This is a genomic window from Streptomyces sp. GL_141 (assembly GCF_057834385.1).
The window spans coordinates 24,504-41,343 of the sequence record NZ_JBYQMI010000002.1 but is presented as its reverse complement, the minus strand read 5'-3'; the positions used below and the strand labels follow the sequence as shown (position 1 = coordinate 41,343).

Here is a 16,840-nt window from a genome sequence, read left to right as displayed (position 1 = left end):
TTCGTGGGCGCAAATCATAAGAACTGCCGAGGAGGCCAGGTGGTGGGGGCCAAGCGATGGCTGGGGGTAGCCGGTGCAGGAGCGGTGGCCACTCCGCTGGCTCTGGGGCTCGGAGTGGTGATGCTCGTCGCCACGCTCGCCGAGGACGACAGCAAGGGGCGCAACGTCGGTACGTGGCCGACAGCCGGCTCACTGATGATCGGCGGCCGTGAGGGCGTGCCGGCCCAGTACGCTCCCCTGATCCTGGCTGCGGCCGCCGCCTGCGACCAGGGGCTGCCGCCGGCGATTCTGGCCGCGCAGATCTGGGCCGAGTCGAACTTCGACCCGACGGCCATCTCCCGGGATTCCTCCGGCCGTCCGATCGCGTACGGGATAGCGCAGTTCATCCCGGCGACCTGGGCCGCTCAAGGCATCGACGGTGACGGCGACGGCGACAAGGACGTCATGGATCCGAAGGACGCGATTCCCTCGCAGGGGCGCATGATGTGCGGTTTGTTGAAGAAGGCGAAGGCACATCCCGAGTACAGCGGATCGCCCGTGGAGAAGGCCCTTGCTGGCTACAACGCCGGGTGGGGGAGGGTCGAGGAGTTCGACGGTGTCCCGCCCCCCGGTTTCGCCGGGGGAGAGACCTACGACTACGTCCGAAAGATCTTGGCCCGGGCGGCGAAGTACACCGCCCCGGCAGGCGGAGGCGGGCCCGTCGAGCTGCCGGACGGCTTCGAACTCCCTCCGGACACCCCGCCGCCGGTCCGCACCGCCGTGGCCTGGGCGCTGGCCCAGAAGGGCGGCTGGTACCAGCTCGGCGGCACCTGCACCAACGCCCTGGGGCCGAACCCGCAGCACTGGTGCGACTGCTCCTCCCTGATGCAGCAGGCGTACAAGGCGGCCGGGATCACCATCCCGCGCGTGACCTTCGACCAGATCGACCTGCCCATCCAGGTCGGCCTGGACAGCCCGAAGCCCGGCGACCTGGTCTTCAACGCCGGTTCCGACGGCTCGGCGTCCGACCCGGGACACGTCGGCATGTACATCGGCTCCGGCCTGCTCATCGAGTCCCCGCGCACGGGGGTCCGTACGCGGATCGTCCCGTACAGCAGCTGGCGCAACTCGACGAACTACATGACCCGGGTGACCGGAATCCGCCGGGTGGTGGCCTGGTGACCGACTCGACCGCAAGGACTGCCATGCACGACGACCAGGCCCTCTTCCACCCATGGGGCGTCGTCGACCCGCGGTTCTGGGCGAGCACGGAGCCCGAGGCCGCCGCCCCCGTCCCACCGCCCGCAGACCCCGCGCCCCTCGATGCCGCCTCCGAGCCCACGTCTGGGGCCGTGAGTTCGGACCTGGCCGAGCAGCTGGCAGCCATCCAGGCGGCCGCGTCCGACAACCTCGCCCGGGCGCACGCCCTTGTCGCCGAGCTCGACGCGAAGACCACCGCCGCACGGGGCGAGCGCCACATCGAGACGATCAGGGTCCGGGAGGTCCGTGCCTACGTCGTCCACTTGACCGGCCACCACGAGACCGCCGTCGCCTGGTACCTCCACGCCGTCCGCCTCCACACCGCTCTCCACGGTCCCGAACACGAGGAGACGGCACTCGCGGTACGGCGGGCCTACAGCATGTGGAAGGCGCTGCCGCCTCCGGACGCGGTGCGTCTGGCCGAGGATCTGACCGAGGCCTTCACCGCGGTGCCGCCCGCGGGGGACGAGGCGATCCGGCGCGTACGGGACCACCTTCGCGACCTCCACGAGTCCGAGGACGGGCAGGGTCCCGTACCGCTGTCCGCGCGATAGCCGGTCGGGGCTGCCCCGCCCCGACTGCCGCCACCGCCGCCGGAAAAGGCCGCCGCTTCGGCCTCAGCCCACGAAAGCCGACCCAGACGCTCCCGCACCCGGCCGAGTAACGGCATGACCTCCAGCAACCCTCCCCGGCATCAGCCACGCGACCCGTCCTCAAGACCACGCACTGCCTGCGCCCGCCAGCGGCGACCGCCCACCCCGGCGGGGCACCTCAGGTATCCAGGGCCTGCTGTGCGCAGGCCCTGGGGCCGAGGAGCCACCGCCCAGCAGCGCCGCCCAGCACTCCCCAGGGCGCCTGGCCGGCTCGGGGAGTAGACGATCCGTCGGGCCGTGCCGGTGGTTGTGAACGGGCCATCCTCGCGTGCGCGGGGAGTAGCGGACCTGTTGGGCCATGAACAAGGCCAGGCTGGGGTCATCCCCCGCGTGCGCGGGGAACAGTTCGACACCCCGGCCGCCGCGTACACCGACATGGGGGCATCCCCACGTGCGCGGGGAGCAGCCGCCGGCCTTCGACCCCGCAGAGCTGTCCTGGGGGTCATCCCCGCGTGCGCGGGGGAGCAGGTTGCGAGTGCAAGGCCGTCCGGGAGGCCCTGGGGGTCATCCCCGCGTGCGCGGGGAGCAGGCTTACTGAGCTGCCACTTTAGGAAGCGAGGAAGGCGTTCTGAAGCACTTTCACCGAAACAGACACATCCGGCAGCTCGCGAGGTCGCGTGGGGTGGACGGCCGTCACCGGCCCCATGTCCCCACCATTCGCTTCCGTGTCCGGCCGGCCCCCTCCGTCTCGCCCCCAGCTCAGACGCTCCCGCACCCGGCCGAGCAGCGGGACGGCCTCCAGCAACCCCTCCCCGGCATCAGCCACGCGACCCGTCTTCAGGACCACGCACTGCCCGCGGCCGCCGGCGGCGACCAGCCACCCCGGCGGGGCACCGCAGGCCCCCAGGGCCGAGGAGCTACCGACCAGCAGCGCCCAGCACTCCCGGGGCGGCTGCCGGGCTTGTCCCAGGCCGGGCTCGTGGGGGTCGTCCCCCGTGCACGGGGAGCAGCCTTCTGTGCCTTCGGCGGCTCAGTCCACGAACGGATCATCCCCACGTATGCGGGGAGCAGCCATTGGGATACACGATCTGGGTCTGCTGCACGGGGTCATCCCCGCGTGCGCGGAGAGCAGGCCCTACTGAAGGAGATCGACCCGGACGAGCGGGGGTCATCCCCGCCTCGCGGGGAGCAGAGCGGTGCTTGGGCGCGCAGGGACTCGCCCTCGGGGTCATCCCCGCGGGCTCGGGGAGAAGAGCCACCAGGCCACCTCCTCCGTCTGTCCGTCGGGGTCATCCCCCGCGTGCGCGGGGAGCAGGCGCGGGCGGGGTTGTACTCCGGCGAGGTCCGGGGGTCATCCCCGCGTGCGCGAGGAGCAGATGTTGGGGGTTCCAGACTCCGTGCTGAGCTGGGGGTCATCCCCGCGTGCGCGGGGAGCAGTGCCAGTCGCCCGAGACGACCAGGCCCGAGGTGGGGTCATCCCTGCGTGCGCGGGGAGCAGGCTTGCTGAGCTGCCACTTTAGGGAGCGAGGAAGGCGTTCTGAAGCACTTTCACCGAAACCGGCATATCCGGCAGGCCCGCGAGGCCGCCTAGGTGGACGACCGCAACCGGGCCCCGTGTCCCGACCGTTCGCTTCCGCGTCCGGCCGGCCCCTCCGCCTCGCCCCCCGCAGCCACCGCCACGTAGCCCTTCTGTGTCAGGCCGCCTCCGCCGGGGTGCGGTGCAGGTCGCGGAGCATGACCGCGTAGAGGGGTGAATCGGGGAAGGGCCGGCGTTCGCCGACCTTTGTGTAGTGCCAGCTCTCGTAGAGGGCTTGGACGCGGGGGTGGGTGGTGTCGACCAGGAGCACGGCCAGGGCCTCGTCGCGGTCGGCGAGGAGGGCTTCGTGGAGGCGGCGGGCTATGCCGGTCTTGCGCCACTTGCCGCGGACCATCAGTTCGGAGACGGCGAAGGTGGTGCTCGGGTCGGGTGCGGGGTCGAGGTGGTCGCGCCACCACTCGCGGCCCGGGTTGGACGGGGCTCCGTAGGAGAACCCGACCGGCTCCGCCGGATCGTCGCCGTCGTAGGCGATCACGCAGACGAAGCCGGGGTGGGCGCCCCAGTGGTCGACGAACCAGGCGAACCGCTGGTGGAACTCGTCGTCCATCTCCTCCGCGTACGCGTCGTCGTGGACGTCCAGGAGAGTCTGGCGGATGCGGGGGAGGTCGGCGTGGCCGAAGCGGTTGAGGTGGTAGCCACCGCCTTGGCGGTCGGTTCGGTGGTCCGTGGGGTGGGCTTCGTCGCTCACGCGGAGTGGCTCCATTCGGTGCGGTAGCGGTCGGCCCAGTCGAGGGCCGTGGTGGCGGACGGCGCGAGGGTGAACAGGTCGCGCTGGAAATCGCCGAGGAGGGTCCGCATGCGGCCGGGCAGGGGCGCGCCGCGCATCAGCTGGAAAGCGGTGTCCGTGGTCGCGCAGGCCTGGTCCAGGTCGCCCTGATGGAGCTGGGCCAAGGCCAGGCGCGAGGTGGCGAGCGCCCGGTTGCGGCGGAAGGGCTCGGGCAGGACGGACAGGGCCCGGTGGGAGGCGGCTTCGGCCTCCGCCGCGTCGCCTAGGCGGTCGCGGACGATGGCGGTCAGGGCGTGGAGTTCGGCGGGCCCGTAGAAGGCGATCCAGCTCGGGCGGATCGCGTCGGGGGCCTTGGCGAGGGCCTCGCCGGCGTAGCCGAGGCAGCGCAGGGCGCTCTGGCGCTCGCCGCGGTTGGAGTGGCCCACGGCGGTACGGGCGTGCGCGAGGGAGGCGTAGAGGGGATCGCGCCGGGTGACGGCGGTCGACTGCGCGGCCTGGGCGGCCACGACGGCCTCGGCATGGCGGCCGCGCTGGTGGGCGAGCATGGCGTTCGAGTTCCACACCCGCATCGTGGCCTCGGGGTCCTGGGCCAGGCCCGCCAGCCGCAGGGCGGTGTTCAGGTGGGCCTCGGCCTGGCCGAGCCTGCGCGAGTCGATGCACGACCAGGCCGCGGTCGCGGTGTAGTTCGCCGCAAGGGAGAACAGGCGCTGCCGGGTGCGGCCGGTGGCGGCGCCCTGCTGCAGGGCGAGGGCTTCGCGGGCTCCCGCGAGGGCGGCCCGTTCCAGGTCGGAGCTGCCGCCTCCCGCGTCGTCGGCCGCCATCAGGGTGTCCAGGCCTCCGCGCAGGCGGATAACGTCGGCGGATCCGACCGACGGACGCGGCCCCGTGGTGGTGGGCGGGTTCGCGAAAGGTGAAGGGCCGGTGGCCGCGGCCGCGGCGGCCGCCGTCACGCCGGCCGCCGCCGCGGCGAGGAAGGTTCGTCGCAGCACGGGCATCTCCTGCTCCTGGTCGGCCCCGGGCAGGCAGGCACGGCCGGCCGGGCCCCGGGGGACGAATCCGAGTTCGGTGACGGTGGCTCCCGCGACCGATTCCAGGGCCCGGCGCAAGCGGGCGTGCGGCCACCGGTTCTCGCCCGACAGCCACCGGAAGACCGTGCGTTCGCTCGTGGTTCCCTGACGCCCGGTGATCCCGGGCATGGCGTCGTTGACCAGCTCTGCCAGTGCGGCGGCGGTGAGTTCGTGCGCGCGCATCCACGCCGCCAGCGCCTCGTTCCTCGGCTGTGCCATACCCGCCACGGTAGAGGCGGCGCACCCGGCCGTCAGGTAAAGCGACCGTCAAGTCGTCAGTACCGTGCGCGGAGCCCGGCACCGGTTCGTCATGGCCGTGGCCGCTCCGGCGGGGGTTACTGGGGATGTGCGGACCGGGGGACGTCCGTACATCCCTCCCCAGTGGCCCCACCAACCCCCGCCCCGGAAGCAGACCCTGACCCGCCGGCACCCGAGACCACGCGGCCTCCCGGCGAAGGGCCCGGGCCCACCCCCGTAAGTCCGACCGGAGGCAGCCGTGCTGGATGTGGAACCCGCGAACCTCGGAGCGCACTGGGCCGCCCGCTGTCACCCCGACCCGGCCCAGGTCTGGCGGGAGTGGGACGACGCGCTCGGCGTGGCGCTGTTGCCGGCGGGGCGTCTGTGGGACGCCGTGGCCATGCCGTACCGGCGGATGCAGGCCGTTGCCCGGGACCTGACCCCGTACGGACTGCTGGACGACTCCGCGATCCTGGCCGACCTGGCGGTGGGCCGCTGCTACCTGTTCCTGCCCGTGGGCACCGCTGCGGATTGGGACGTGCCGGACACCACGGCACTCGGCGACGGCTGGTGGCTGGTGGCCTCCAAGCCCGGCGGCCACCAGCGGCGCACGGGGACGTGGGTGCAGGAGCCGGACTGGCGAACGGCCCTCACGGACCCCGACGTACTGCGGGAATCCCTGCTCCAGAGCGCGGAGGACGCTTCATGACCGTGTACCCCGGGCGCCGGGCGGCGCTCTGGACGTACCCGGGCCACGACCCGCGCACCCCGGGCCGCACGCGGTTCAACACCGGCATCGCGTACGGCGTCTGGGGCGTGGGCGACGAGGTCGCGGAGGCCTTGGGTGAGCTCGCCGAACACCTGACCGCGCACGCGGCGCGGGTGATCCCTTGCCGCTGGTACGTCGTCACCGCCGTACTCGCCCGGGACCGGGCCACCATCAGCGTGCTCGCGCCCGGCTGTAGCCCGGCCGACGGCACGGACCCCGGTACCCGTCCCGCCGTCCGACGCCTCGCCGATTCGTGGGGGCGGCTTCGGCACACCGCGGGACCCGCCGTCTACGCGACCAAAGTCCTGCCGCCCACCCTGCGCATTGACCACACTGTGGGGCCGAGCCACGTAGTCGAGCACGGGGCCGAGGCACGTAGCCGAAGCACGGGGTCGACCCACCAAGTCGACCCACCTGACCGATCCACGTGGTCGAGCGAACCACAGCAACAGCGACGGGAATCGAGCGCATGAGCACCACGATCATCACGGAACACCCCGGCTGGCACGAGACCCCGGCCGGCGAGCCGGTACGCGTCGTCGAGCACCGGGGCGTCGCCTGGCTCGCCCACTGGGAGAGCGAGCGCGAGCACCTGCTGCTGCGCCCCCTCGGTGCCGGCGGTGACACCGGCGGCGGTCACGCCACGAACGGCGACGGCGAGCAGCCGCCCGTCGCCTACACCTCCGCCGTCGACCTCCCCACGACGGCCGAGGGCATCCCGCTCCTCGACGCGTTGGTGCCCCTCGGCACGGTCGCGCGGCTCACGAACCCCTCGCTCTGGGACGCGATCACGACCGCCCTGCTCCGGCAGGTGGTGACGGCCTCACAGGCGCGGAAGCGTCACCGCGCCTTCTACGCCGCCTATGGCCGAACGTTCGACACCCCGGCCGGTCCGCTTCCCCTGGTCCCCACCCCCGCGGTCGTCCTCGACCTGAGCGACGAGGGATTCGCGGCGGTGGGCGCCCTGTTCAACCGCAAGGGCCTGCGCGCCGCCGCGACCGCCTACCTCGACCGCGGCCGTCACTGGGCCACCCTCGATCCCGAAAGCCTGGCCAAGGAGCTCATCGAAGTCCCGTACATCGGCCCGTGGACCGCGGCAGCGGCCGCGGCCGACTTCACCGGAGACCACTCCGTGTACCCGCACGCCGACCTCGCGGTGCGCACATGGGCCCGCCGTGCAGCTCCCGCCCTCACCCTTCCGAGTGCGGAGCGGGAGTTCGAGGCCGTGTGGCGTCGTTGGGCACCCACCCGGAGCCAGATCCACGCCCTGACCCTGTTCACTCTCACTTGGGGGAGCCATGCCCGCGTTACCGGCGCAGAAGGAACAGCCCACCGCCCTTGACCGGCACCGGACCGGAAGTCCGAGCCCTGATCCGTCACGTGACGTGCCTCCTGGCCCGTCTCCTGCCCTGAACCCTGGCCCGTCGCCTGACCTGGCCCCTGGTCCGATCGCCGGCGCCGACCCGACCCGCGCCCTCGACGCGCTGTTCGTCAACGCACCGCTCCGCGACTACGGTCTGCGGCCCCGGACGAACGACTACACCCTGCCCGTCCTCGGCATGGCCTACATCGCCACTTACGCACGGGAAGTCGGCGGGTTCAACGTCGGCGTGCTGGACGCCGAAGCCCACGGCCTGGGCATCGGGGAGACGGCCCGGCTGATCAACCGCGTACGCCCCCGATGGGTCGGCATGAACCTGCTCGCCCCCACGTACGAGATGTCGGCCCGGATCGCTGCCGCCCTCGACCCCGGCATCGCCCTCATGGTCGGTGGTCACCACGCCCGCGCGATGCCCGCCCGCGTCCTAGACGACCCCCGTATGAGCAACCTTCGCGCGCTCGTCATCGGCGAAGGCGAGACCCGCGTTGCCGCGCTCCTCTCCGACGAACGCCGCCGGGCCGAACTTCCCGGGGTCATGTGGCGCGACCGGCTGCTCGGGACCCACGGCGCCGGCATCGCGGCCGGCGGTACCGCGCAGTGGCTCGGCCCGGACATCGACGCCCTTCCCCTGGTGGACCGCGCCTTCCTGCCACAAGATCCCTACGTCGCCGAGGACGGGCGCACCGAGGCGAACATCGTCGGTTCGCGCGGGTGCCCGTACGACTGCGGGTTCTGCGGCGCCGCCGTCTCCGCCAACCCCGACGTCAAGATCAGGGCCCGTTCCCCCGAGGGCATCGTCGCCGAACTCGACCACCTCCACGCCGCCTACGGGACGACCGCGTACCGGTTCGTCGATGACCTCTTCCTGGGCGCCAAGCGCGTGATCGTCCCGCAGATGGAGGCCTTCACCCGCCACGGCATCGGCGACCGCTGCGTCTGGGACGCGACGGGCCGGATCAACGTCTTCTCCCGTCTCGACGACTCCATGCACGCCACCCTCAAGGCGAACGGCCTGCGCGAGGTGGCCCTTGGCATCGAATCCGGGAGCGACCGCGTCCTCGCCGGCATGGACAAGCGGATCACGGCCGCGATGACCGAGGAGGTGACCGGCCGGCTGCTCGCGCACGGCATCAACGTCAAGGCCTACTTCATCCTCGGCTACCCCGGGGAGACCCAGGAGGACCTCGCCGCGACCGTTCGGCACATCCAGACCCTGTGGGCCCTCGCCGACCGCCGTCCCGGCAACGGAACGTTCCGGGCGAGCGTCTTCGAGTTCCGCCCGTACCCCGGCACCCCCGTGTGGAACACCCTCCTCAAGGCTGGACATCACCCCGACGAGCTGCTCGCCTACGCCGACGTCGACCTCACCGCGGACGGCGCCGACGAGTCCATGCGCGCCCGGGACGAGTTCAACTTCTCCGTCGGCATCGAGTTCGGAAGCGTGCCCCTGCCCAGGCTGCGCACCACCCTCGCCATGCTCACCCGCGAGCAGTACGCCCGGAACCGGACGGAGGTCCCCGCATGACGACCGTGAGCACCTCCACCGCGGCCCCGGCCCCGGCCCCCGGAACCTTCGTCACCCTCGACGGCCCGGGCGCCGTCGGCAAATCCACCACCCTCGACCTACTCGACCGGCTCTTGCGCAACGAGGGCCGGCTCGTCCATCGCACCTGCGAGCCGACGCACAGCGCCCTCGGCCAGTTCACCCGCGCGAGCGCCTCGTTCCTCGACGGTCATTCCCTCGCCTGCCTCGTCGCGGCCAACCGCTACGAGCACGTCCAGAACGAGCTGCGCCCGATGCGCGACGCCGGGTTCACCGTCATATCCGACCGGTACCTCGCCTCCTCGCTGGTGCTCCAGCGCCTGGACGGCGTCGCCGAGCAGTTCGTGCTCGACCTGCACCGCGAGGTCATGCTGCCCGACCTCGCAGTGATCCTCACCGCCGCTCCGGACGTGATCGCCACACGCCTCGCCGCACGCGGCGTACGCCACCGCTTCCACCTCGACCCGGACGCCCCCGGTCGCGAGGTCGAGCTGTACGTCGAGGCGGCAAGCACGCTCCGGGCCATGGGCGTACAGGTGCTCGTACTCGACTCCACCACGATCGCCCCGAAGGACGTAGCGCGCCGAATCGCCGACGCACTCCCCCCGGACGGGAGTAGCGTCCCCGGCAGTCCCAACAGATCGACGACCCCACGGTGAACCCATGAGCCCCACGCCCGCACCCGCAGCACCCGTCATCGACACCCACGTGATCCTGCGCGACGGCGACATGATCCTGCTGTCGCAGCGCGGAGGACCGTACGGCCACGGCCGCTGGCACGCCCCCTCCGGCAAGCTCGACCAGGGCGAGCCGCTCACCGCCGGCGCCGCCCGCGAACTCCGTGAGGAGACGGGCGTCGAGGTCGACCCCGACCACCTGCGCCTCGTACACACGGTCCACCACAAGCAGAGCGCGGCGGTCGAACGGATCGGCCTGTTCTTCCTCGCAACGGAGTGGGACGGCGAACCGGTCAACCTCGAGCCCGAGAAGTGCCTCGCCCTGGAGTGGTTCCCGGTCGACGCCCTACCGGAGGACATCATCGAGTACCCGGCCGCCGGCCTGTACGGCTACTTGAAGAACGCCGACGCGCTGACCGAACACGGCTGGTGACGTCCGGGCCTCCCCGCTCCTGAAGCCGTAACGCATCCCCTTCGGGACTGCTGGGCACCCCCGAACGGCCCAACAGGACGGGAAGCCGTCCTGTTGGGTGAGGGGAGTCGTCCCCGCATGCGCGGGAAGCAGTCGCCCATCTGCCAGAGCGTCGTCTTCTTGTCGGGGTCATCCCCGCCTGCGCGGGGAGCAGGGCGCACTTAGCTTCACGAACGGACAGCTGCTGGGGTCATCCCCGCATCCGCGGGAAACAGTCTTGCTGCCCTGCCACGTTAGACACGCGGAATGGCGTTCTAAAGCACTTGCGCGAGCTCCCAGCACCAGAAACGGACGCGCCCTTCGACTCCGCGCTCACGCCGGGCGCGCACCTCGGCAATCCACCCGAACCCGACGACGGCCACCCCGGGGGGGCGGCCTCCGCCCACCACGACAGCTCAGATCACCGGCGGGCGCCCCAGCCGGGTCATGCGCCAGACCGTCCGCCACCGCATGGGACGGCGTGGCGGACACGCTGTGCGTACCCCTTCGAAGAAGCCGGCCCACCACGACTTCAGCCCCGCCGCCGGGGGCCGCTGGGCCAAGGTGTACGCCGCCCACGAGGCGAGGTAGAGCGGGACCAGCACGGCGGGCAGGTGGCGCTTCGCCAGCCAGACGCGGTTGCGGCCTGTGTTGCGGTAGTAGACCGCGTGGCGGGATGCCGCGGTGCGGGGGTGGGTCAGTACCAGGTCGGCCCGGTAGTCGATGTCCCAGCCGGCGTCGAGCGCACGCCAGGCGAAGTCTGTTTCCTCGTGGGCGTAGAAGAACTGCGCGGGGAAATCCCCGACCTGGTCGATGACCCGCATCCGGATGGCGTGCGCGCCGCCCAGGAAGGTCGTGACCGGCCCGGAGACCAGCGGCTCCGCGCCGCCGAGGCGGGGTACGTGCCGGCGCTGGGAGTTCCCTTCCTCGTCCGCGATGCGGAAGCCCGCGATCCCGAGGCGGGGGTTCGCCGTGAAGGCCTCCCGGACCAGTCGCAGGGTGTCTGTCCGGGGCAGCAGGCCGTCGTCGTCCAGGACCAGGACGATGTCGGCGCCGCCGTGTTCGCGCAGCCACCGCACCCCGGCGTTCCTGCCGCCCGGGATGCCCAGGTTCTCGGGCAGTTCCACGGCCGCGATCCCCTCCGGGAGGCCGGGGAGCTCCACTCCCTGGGCGAGTACGACGACCGTCGCGGGGGCTCCTTCCTGGGCGGCCACCGAGGCGAGGAGGGCCCGGAGTTCCTTCTCCCGGTCTCCCATGGTGAGGATGACGACGCCGACCGCGGGTACGTCGTCCGTACGGTGGCGGCCGCTCATGCCTGGGCCCGCAGCAGGTCGGTGGCGCGCTGGTTCAGGGCGTCGGCTCCGGGGACCCGCCGCCTTCGGTAGCCGGCCGCCGCGGACTGGATCGACCTGATTCCTTCCGGTTCCGGTCCGAGGTCACGCCGTCCATGAAGTCGAGGGAGCGGCTCCACAGCGCCACGGCCTCCTCGTGCCGGTGCTGGGCGGCGACCGACTTGCCGAGGTTGACCATGGTGAGGCCGTGCACGCGCTGGTAGGTGCCCGGCACCCGGTCCCGCAGCGCCGCGCGGTAGTGCTTCTCGGCCGCCCGGTGGTCCTTCATCCCGGTCAGGGTCTTGCCGGTGTGGGAGGCGACGGTGGCCGCGACCGGCCCGGAGGCCGCGGCGTACGAGGGCACCTGGTCCTGACGACCGTCCCCGGCCAGCATCACGTCCTCGGCCGACAGCAGGGCGGCCGCCGCCTTCCCGCCCTGTCCGCAGGCCCCGTACGCCCTTGCGCACGTCACGAGGAGCAGTGCCTCGGTCCGCCTGTCGACCTTGCCGGAGGCTCGGCGCAGTGCTTCCTCCGCCAGGCCGACGCAGGAACCCGGGTGCCCGAGGTCGAGTGCCTGGTGGGTCAGGGCCCGCATCATCCACGCGGCGTGCCCGTGGGGGTCGCTCTCGCAGGCCAGTTGGAAGCCGAGCAGGTAGTAGCGCTGCGCGGCGCCCTCGCGGCCGAGGTCGTGGTGCTTCCAGCCGACCAGGCAAGCCAGCGTGGCCGCGATCTCGGTGAGCGTGACCTTCCGCTTCATCCTTCTGGTGAGGGCCTCGGCGAGGTACGAGCGGGTCCGGCCGCTCGGAGTACCGCCCGCGACCCAGGAGTGGACGGCCGAGCGGGAGGTGTGCAGTTCCTCCCCGGCCTCGGCGGCGACGGTAGGGATCTCCCTGGCCAGGGACTCGTACGTGCACCCGGCCTCGGCGATGGCGTCCGCCAGCGCGGTGTTCGGACTCCGACCCTCCGTCAACTCGCACTCCCTGACCCGATCTTGAACAGATTGAACAGGCTGCCGCACCGCTCACCGTACCGGCGCACAGTGACGCCCGCTTCACTGATTGCAAGGCCGGCCGCCTATCACGTTCCACCCGAACCCCGTTTCTGGAGGCATCGTGCACCACCGCTCAGACCTCGGCGCCCTGGCCGGCGCCACCGTCCTGGTGACCGGCGGCGCCGGACTCATCGGCTCCCGCATCACCGCCCGGCTGCGGGACCTCGGCGCCCACCCGATCGCTCTGTGCACCATGAACGCCTACCCCGCGTCCGTGTACGCCGACCTGTTCGGCGTCCGGGCCGGGGACCCGGACGTGGTCCTGGGGGACGTCCGGGACACCGCGCTGGTGCGCAAGCTCGTCGCGGAGTCGCACTACGTGATCCACGCCGCCGCCCTGGCGGACGTCGCCGCCTGCACTCGCGAACCGCTGGCCGCCATCGACACCAACGTGGCCGGCACCCAGAACGTCCTGGACGCCGTCGCCGCGACCGACCGCGTCCGCCGGATGGTGTTCGTCTCCTCCGCCAGCGTCTACGGCGACGGCAACCCCGAGGAGACCGACAGCCCGGACCTGCTGACCATGCGCCAGCTGCTCGAATCGGTCCACGGGCGCATCCCGCCCCGGTTCGACGAGTTCACCCGCATGCGCCCGAAGTCGGTCTACGGGAACACGAAGGCGTGGGGTGAGGAGCAGACCGCACTCGTCCTGGGCCAGGTCGGCGCCTCGTACGCGATCGTCCGGTACTTCTCCGTCTACGGCGAACCGCAGACCGTCAAACCCCGCTCCCACTCATGGGTGGTGGCCTGGTTCGCCGCGCGGGCCCACCTCGGTCTCCCGCTCCACCTCAACGGGGGCGGCCGGCAGGTGCGGGACATGGTCCACGTCGACGACATCGCCGAGGGCACGCTGAGGGCCCTGATCAGCCCCCGTGCGCACACCGAGACCGTGAACATCGGCACCGGCGTCCCCACCAGCGTCAGGAAGGTCGCCCAGCTGGTCCGGGCCCACTACCCGGACATCCCGCTCATGGAGACCCCGCTCCCGGCCGGCGACCCGCTCGGCGGGTACGCGGCCACCAGCCGGATGGAGAACGTCCTGGGCTGGAAGCCCGCGATCACCGTGGCCGAGGGGGTGGCCCGCTACGTGAAGTGGCTCCAGGCCACCCCGGCCGCCGCCCCGGACTGGCTCCGGAGGGAGCCCGCCACGGCTTAGCGGCGACGAGGTCCCGGGCCCCAGGCCTAGATGACCGGGGGACGGCCCAGCCGGGTCATCCGCCAGACCGTCCGCCAGCGCATCGGACGCCGGGGGCCGCCGGACGTCCGGACGCCCTCGGCGAACCCGCCGAACCAGGCCCGCAGCCCCGCCGCGGAGCGGGTGCGGGCCACGGTCAGCGTCACCCACACGCCGAGGTAGACCGGTACCAGCGGGGCGGGCAGGCGCCGCTTCGCCAGCCAGACCCGGTTCCGGGCGGTCATCCGGTAGTAGACGGCGTGCCGGGCCGGGGATGTCTTCGGGTGCTGGAGCAGCAACTGCGGCTCGTACAGGACGTCCCACCCGCGGTCGAGCGCCCGCCAGGCCAGGTCCGTCTCCTCGTGCGTGAAGAAGAAGGCCTCCGGCCAGCCCCCGGTCTCCTCCAGCATCGGCATCGACAGGGCGTGTCCACCGCCCAGGAAGGTCGTCACCAGGCCGCCCCGCATCGGGTCACCCGACCCCAGGCGGGGCACGTGCCGCCGCTGCGTTTCACCGGTCTCGTCCGCGATCCGGAACGAGACGATGCCCAGCCGGCCGTCCGCCTCGTACAGGTCGGCGATCCGCCGGAACACGTCCGCCTCGGTCAGCAGTCCGTCGTCGTCCAGGTCCACCAGGACGTCGACGTCCCCGAACTCCCGCAGCCTGTCCCAGGCCACGTTCCGGCCGCCGGAGACCCCCAGGTTCTCCTCGAGCTCCACCACCGTCACGCCCTCGGGCAGGCCCGTCAGGGGCGCCCCGTTCCCGACCACCACGACCCGGGCCGCCGGCTCGTCCTGCTTGGCCACTGCGGCCAGCAGGGCCAGCAGTTCGGGCATCCGGTCGCCCCTGGTCAGCACGGCGACACCCACACGCGGCCGGGCCACGGCCATCACCACCACTTCCGTCCGGATCAAGGTGAACGGCGAGCGTACCCCCGCCGAACCCCGGGCCCGGACCAGACGAGAGGCCCATCACCATGGAACGGATCACCCTCGGCGACTACGTCGCCGCCCCCACCGAGGGAGCCCTCGCCACGACCGCGTACGGCGGCCTGGAGAAGTTCGAACTGGCCGACTTCCTGGCCCAGTGGCAAAGCCTCCAGCACGAATCCCTCGTCGCGCTGGGTGAGGAGCAGCGCATCCACCCCTCCGCGTTCATCCACCCAACGGCGATCATCGGGGACGACGTGATCATCGGGCCGGACGTCAAGGTCCACGAGTTCACCACCGTGAGGAAGGGCAGCGTCCTGTGCGCAGGCGCCCAGATCGGCTTCAACTGCGAAGTCACCGCCACGTTCGTCGGCGAAGGCGCCGTCCTCGGACACCGCATCAGCGTCAACCGGACGATCCTCGGCGCCCGGTCCCACCTGTCGGCCGGCGTCACCGTGGCCGCGATCAACATGACCACGGACATGCGCAGGCCCGACCGAGAAGTGATCATCCGCACCCCGACCGGCCTCTACCGCTGCGGCACGCCCCGGTTCGGCGCCGTCATCGGCGACGGCACCCAGACCGGCAACAACATCAGCCTCGGCCCCGGCGTCGCCATCGGCCGCCGCTGCCAGATCACCAGCGGCGTCACCCTGGCCATCCGAACCGTCCCGCAGGAGTGCGTGGTCACCGCACCGCACACCACAGAGACCAGCGTCCGCCGGCGCCGCCGCACTTTCGCGGGCGGGGACGATTCCGAATGACGCGGAAGCCTCATCCCCGCGTGCGCGGGCTGCAGGAAGACCTAGGAGAGGGGTCGGAGGGATGGGAGGGGTCATCCCCGCGTGCCCGGGGAGCAGATGTAGGCGGCTGCCGACGTGGCGGGCAGCCCGGGGCCATCCCCGCGTGCGCGGGGAGCAGGCTAGCTGAGCTGCCACTTTAGGGAGCGAGGAAGGGGTTCTGAAGCACTTTCACCGAAACCGGCATATCCGGCAGCCCGCGAGGCCGCGTGGAGACCCCACCCCATCCCCTCAGCTCCTCTTCGCTCCGGCGGCCGACAGGAAGGAGCCCGCCACCGTGCGCGTATCCGTCATCGGCTGCGGCCACCTGGGAGTCCCCGGCGCGACGGCGATGGCCGCCATCGGCCACAAAGTCCTCGGAGCCGGCATCGCCCTCGTCAGGACCGATCGGCTCAACCGCGGCGAGCGCCCTGTTGAGGGCCCTTGGGCGGGAGGGAGACAGCCGTGAACCACGGGCCGTCCTCGTCGAGCAGGCTGAGGGCCGGACCTCGGGACGGGCCCCCGGCGTTTTACGGGCAGGACCAGCCGTTGGCGAAGTCGCAGTGGAGGTCGGTCCAGCGGCGCTGCTCTTCGGGCGTGTAGGCGGGTTGGTCCTGGAGGTGTATCAGGGCATTGACCCAGCGGTCCCAGAGGCCGCCGGGCTGGGTGAAGCGGTTGGCGTGGTGGGTGCCGAGGTGGGCGTCGAGGCGGAGAAGGGCACCGAGGGCAGCGGGCTGGTCGTAGCGGAGGTCGGTACGGGGGAGGTAGCGGTCAAGGTAGGCCGTCAGGATCTCGGCGTCGGCGGGGGTGCCCAGGCGGGCCAGGGCGAAGCAGTAGCCGCCGCCGGAGTAGCAGACCTCGCTGGCCAGGAGCAGATCGCCGAGGCGCTCGCGGAACGAGGTGCGCCGGCCCACTCCGATCAGCCAGGCGGCGGTGAGGCGCGAGCGCCATTCGTAGGCGAGCAGCGCCTCCAGCTCGGCGTCGGTGATCGTGGCCGCGTCCTCGATCAGGTGGCGGGCGAAGCGTTCGGCGTGCGGCCACCCCGGCCGCAGGACGCGACCGCTGCCCAGATCGAGGTAGCGCGGGCGTTCCGAGTCCTTCCTCGTCACGTAACGCTCGATCACGTGGCCGTAGCCGATTTCCTCGGGGCGCTGGGACGGCATGGGGTCACCTTCCGGCTGCGGGTGCAGGCCACTGGAACAGAGCTTCCATCTTGGCTTCACCCTCGGCGGGGTGTGGGGGTGATCCCCGCATACGCGCGGAGCAGGCCGAAAACGGCCGCTGGGCTCACGGCG

The 16,840-nt window shown here is 72.1% G+C and carries 17 protein-coding genes; 11 read left to right on the top strand and 6 right to left on the bottom strand.

What is annotated here, in order from left to right; translation table 11 throughout:
• Positions 1 to 84: 84 nt before the first annotated feature.
• Complete coding sequence (locus AC3IX6_RS39430) at positions 85 to 1,161, top strand: C40 family peptidase (protein ID WP_489371808.1); 1,077 nt, start codon at positions 85 to 87, stop codon at positions 1,159 to 1,161.
• Positions 1,162 to 1,184: 23 nt separating this feature from the next.
• Positions 1,185 to 1,793, top strand: coding sequence for a hypothetical protein (locus AC3IX6_RS39425; protein ID WP_489371807.1), 609 nt, complete (start codon positions 1,185 to 1,187; stop codon positions 1,791 to 1,793).
• Positions 1,794 to 3,526: 1,733 nt separating this feature from the next.
• Here the strand turns inward: AC3IX6_RS39425 and AC3IX6_RS39420 are convergent.
• Both AC3IX6_RS39420 and AC3IX6_RS39415 read right to left on the bottom strand, forming a co-directional pair.
• Entirely contained in the window at positions 3,527 to 4,117 is a 591-nt protein-coding gene (locus tag AC3IX6_RS39420) for a GNAT family N-acetyltransferase (protein WP_489371806.1), read from the bottom strand.
• The gene (locus tag AC3IX6_RS39415; RefSeq protein WP_489371805.1) at positions 4,114 to 5,442 is read right to left on the bottom strand and encodes an NsdA family TPR-like regulatory protein; all 1,329 of its coding nucleotides are present in this window, start codon (positions 5,440 to 5,442) and stop codon (positions 4,114 to 4,116) included. Before AC3IX6_RS39415 ends, AC3IX6_RS39420 begins: the two co-directional genes overlap by 4 nt.
• A 277-nt stretch (positions 5,443 to 5,719) precedes the next feature.
• On the opposite strand from AC3IX6_RS39415, the gene AC3IX6_RS39410 reads away from it, so the two are divergent.
• The 6 genes from AC3IX6_RS39410 to AC3IX6_RS39385 all read left to right on the top strand — a co-directional run bounded on the left by AC3IX6_RS39410 (position 5,720) and on the right by AC3IX6_RS39385 (position 10,263).
• The gene (locus AC3IX6_RS39410; RefSeq protein ID WP_489371804.1) at positions 5,720 to 6,169 is read left to right on the top strand and encodes a hypothetical protein; all 450 of its coding nucleotides are present in this window, start codon (positions 5,720 to 5,722) and stop codon (positions 6,167 to 6,169) included.
• Positions 6,166 to 6,702 carry a hypothetical protein gene (locus AC3IX6_RS39405; RefSeq protein WP_489371803.1) on the top strand — a complete coding sequence of 179 codons (537 nt, stop codon included), beginning with the start codon at positions 6,166 to 6,168 and terminating at the stop codon, positions 6,700 to 6,702. Before AC3IX6_RS39410 ends, AC3IX6_RS39405 begins: the two co-directional genes overlap by 4 nt.
• A complete protein-coding gene (locus AC3IX6_RS39400) occupies positions 6,699 to 7,571 on the top strand; it encodes a DNA glycosylase family protein (RefSeq protein ID WP_489371802.1) in 873 nt (290 codons plus the stop codon). The genes AC3IX6_RS39405 and AC3IX6_RS39400 overlap by 4 nt, the downstream gene beginning before the upstream one ends.
• A 67-nt stretch (positions 7,572 to 7,638) precedes the next feature.
• On the top strand, positions 7,639 to 9,135 hold the full coding sequence (locus AC3IX6_RS39395; RefSeq protein WP_489371836.1) for a B12-binding domain-containing radical SAM protein: 1,497 nt from the start codon (positions 7,639 to 7,641) through the stop codon (positions 9,133 to 9,135).
• Positions 9,132 to 9,812, top strand: coding sequence for a dTMP kinase (locus tag AC3IX6_RS39390; RefSeq protein WP_489371801.1), 681 nt, complete (start codon positions 9,132 to 9,134; stop codon positions 9,810 to 9,812). Before AC3IX6_RS39395 ends, AC3IX6_RS39390 begins: the two co-directional genes overlap by 4 nt.
• Positions 9,813 to 9,816: 4 nt before the next feature.
• Entirely contained in the window at positions 9,817 to 10,263 is a 447-nt protein-coding gene (locus AC3IX6_RS39385) for an NUDIX hydrolase (RefSeq protein ID WP_489371800.1), read from the top strand.
• A 434-nt stretch (positions 10,264 to 10,697) separates the two neighbouring features.
• Here AC3IX6_RS39385 and AC3IX6_RS39380 read toward each other — a convergent pair whose 3' ends face one another.
• On the bottom strand, positions 10,698 to 11,594 hold the full coding sequence (locus AC3IX6_RS39380) for a glycosyltransferase family 2 protein (protein ID WP_489371799.1): 897 nt from the start codon (positions 11,592 to 11,594) through the stop codon (positions 10,698 to 10,700).
• Positions 11,595 to 11,628: 34 nt separating this feature from the next.
• A complete protein-coding gene (locus AC3IX6_RS39375) occupies positions 11,629 to 12,582 on the bottom strand; it encodes an NsdA family TPR-like regulatory protein (protein ID WP_489371798.1) in 954 nt (317 codons plus the stop codon).
• A 142-nt stretch (positions 12,583 to 12,724) separates the two neighbouring features.
• Between AC3IX6_RS39375 and AC3IX6_RS39370 the strand changes: the two genes are divergently transcribed.
• The gene (locus AC3IX6_RS39370; RefSeq protein ID WP_489371797.1) at positions 12,725 to 13,819 is read left to right on the top strand and encodes an NAD-dependent epimerase/dehydratase family protein; all 1,095 of its coding nucleotides are present in this window, start codon (positions 12,725 to 12,727) and stop codon (positions 13,817 to 13,819) included.
• A gap of 26 nt (positions 13,820 to 13,845) precedes the next feature.
• Here AC3IX6_RS39370 and AC3IX6_RS39365 read toward each other — a convergent pair whose 3' ends face one another.
• The gene (locus AC3IX6_RS39365; RefSeq protein ID WP_489371835.1) at positions 13,846 to 14,727 is read right to left on the bottom strand and encodes a glycosyltransferase family 2 protein; all 882 of its coding nucleotides are present in this window, start codon (positions 14,725 to 14,727) and stop codon (positions 13,846 to 13,848) included.
• A gap of 86 nt (positions 14,728 to 14,813) precedes the next feature.
• On the opposite strand from AC3IX6_RS39365, the gene AC3IX6_RS39360 reads away from it, so the two are divergent.
• Both AC3IX6_RS39360 and AC3IX6_RS39355 read left to right on the top strand, forming a co-directional pair.
• Positions 14,814 to 15,530, top strand: a complete 717-nt coding sequence (locus AC3IX6_RS39360; RefSeq protein ID WP_489371796.1) for an LbetaH domain-containing protein — start codon at positions 14,814 to 14,816, stop codon at positions 15,528 to 15,530.
• 313 nt (positions 15,531 to 15,843) lie between these two features.
• Positions 15,844 to 16,014 (top strand): hypothetical protein, encoded by a 171-nt coding sequence (locus AC3IX6_RS39355; protein WP_489371795.1) that lies wholly within the window; start codon positions 15,844 to 15,846, stop codon positions 16,012 to 16,014.
• 61 nt (positions 16,015 to 16,075) lie between these two features.
• Here AC3IX6_RS39355 and AC3IX6_RS39350 read toward each other — a convergent pair whose 3' ends face one another.
• Positions 16,076 to 16,708, bottom strand: a complete 633-nt coding sequence (locus AC3IX6_RS39350; RefSeq protein WP_489371794.1) for a DUF6000 family protein — start codon at positions 16,706 to 16,708, stop codon at positions 16,076 to 16,078.
• Positions 16,709 to 16,840: the final 132 nt, after the last annotated feature.

Coding starts and splice junctions, on each gene's coding strand:
- AC3IX6_RS39390 (WP_489371801.1), top strand. CDS start 9,132: ATGACGACCGTGAGCACCTCCACCGCGGCCCCGGCCCCGGCCCCCGGA.
- AC3IX6_RS39350 (WP_489371794.1), bottom strand. CDS start 16,708: ATGCCGTCCCAGCGCCCCGAGGAAATCGGCTACGGCCACGTGATCGAG.
- AC3IX6_RS39415 (WP_489371805.1), bottom strand. CDS start 5,442: ATGGCACAGCCGAGGAACGAGGCGCTGGCGGCGTGGATGCGCGCGCAC.
- AC3IX6_RS39380 (WP_489371799.1), bottom strand. CDS start 11,594: ATGAGCGGCCGCCACCGTACGGACGACGTACCCGCGGTCGGCGTCGTC.
- AC3IX6_RS39360 (WP_489371796.1), top strand. CDS start 14,814: ATGGAACGGATCACCCTCGGCGACTACGTCGCCGCCCCCACCGAGGGA.
- AC3IX6_RS39405 (WP_489371803.1), top strand. CDS start 6,166: ATGACCGTGTACCCCGGGCGCCGGGCGGCGCTCTGGACGTACCCGGGC.
- AC3IX6_RS39400 (WP_489371802.1), top strand. CDS start 6,699: ATGAGCACCACGATCATCACGGAACACCCCGGCTGGCACGAGACCCCG.
- AC3IX6_RS39365 (WP_489371835.1), bottom strand. CDS start 14,727: ATGGCCGTGGCCCGGCCGCGTGTGGGTGTCGCCGTGCTGACCAGGGGC.
- AC3IX6_RS39385 (WP_489371800.1), top strand. CDS start 9,817: ATGAGCCCCACGCCCGCACCCGCAGCACCCGTCATCGACACCCACGTG.
- AC3IX6_RS39425 (WP_489371807.1), top strand. CDS start 1,185: ATGCACGACGACCAGGCCCTCTTCCACCCATGGGGCGTCGTCGACCCG.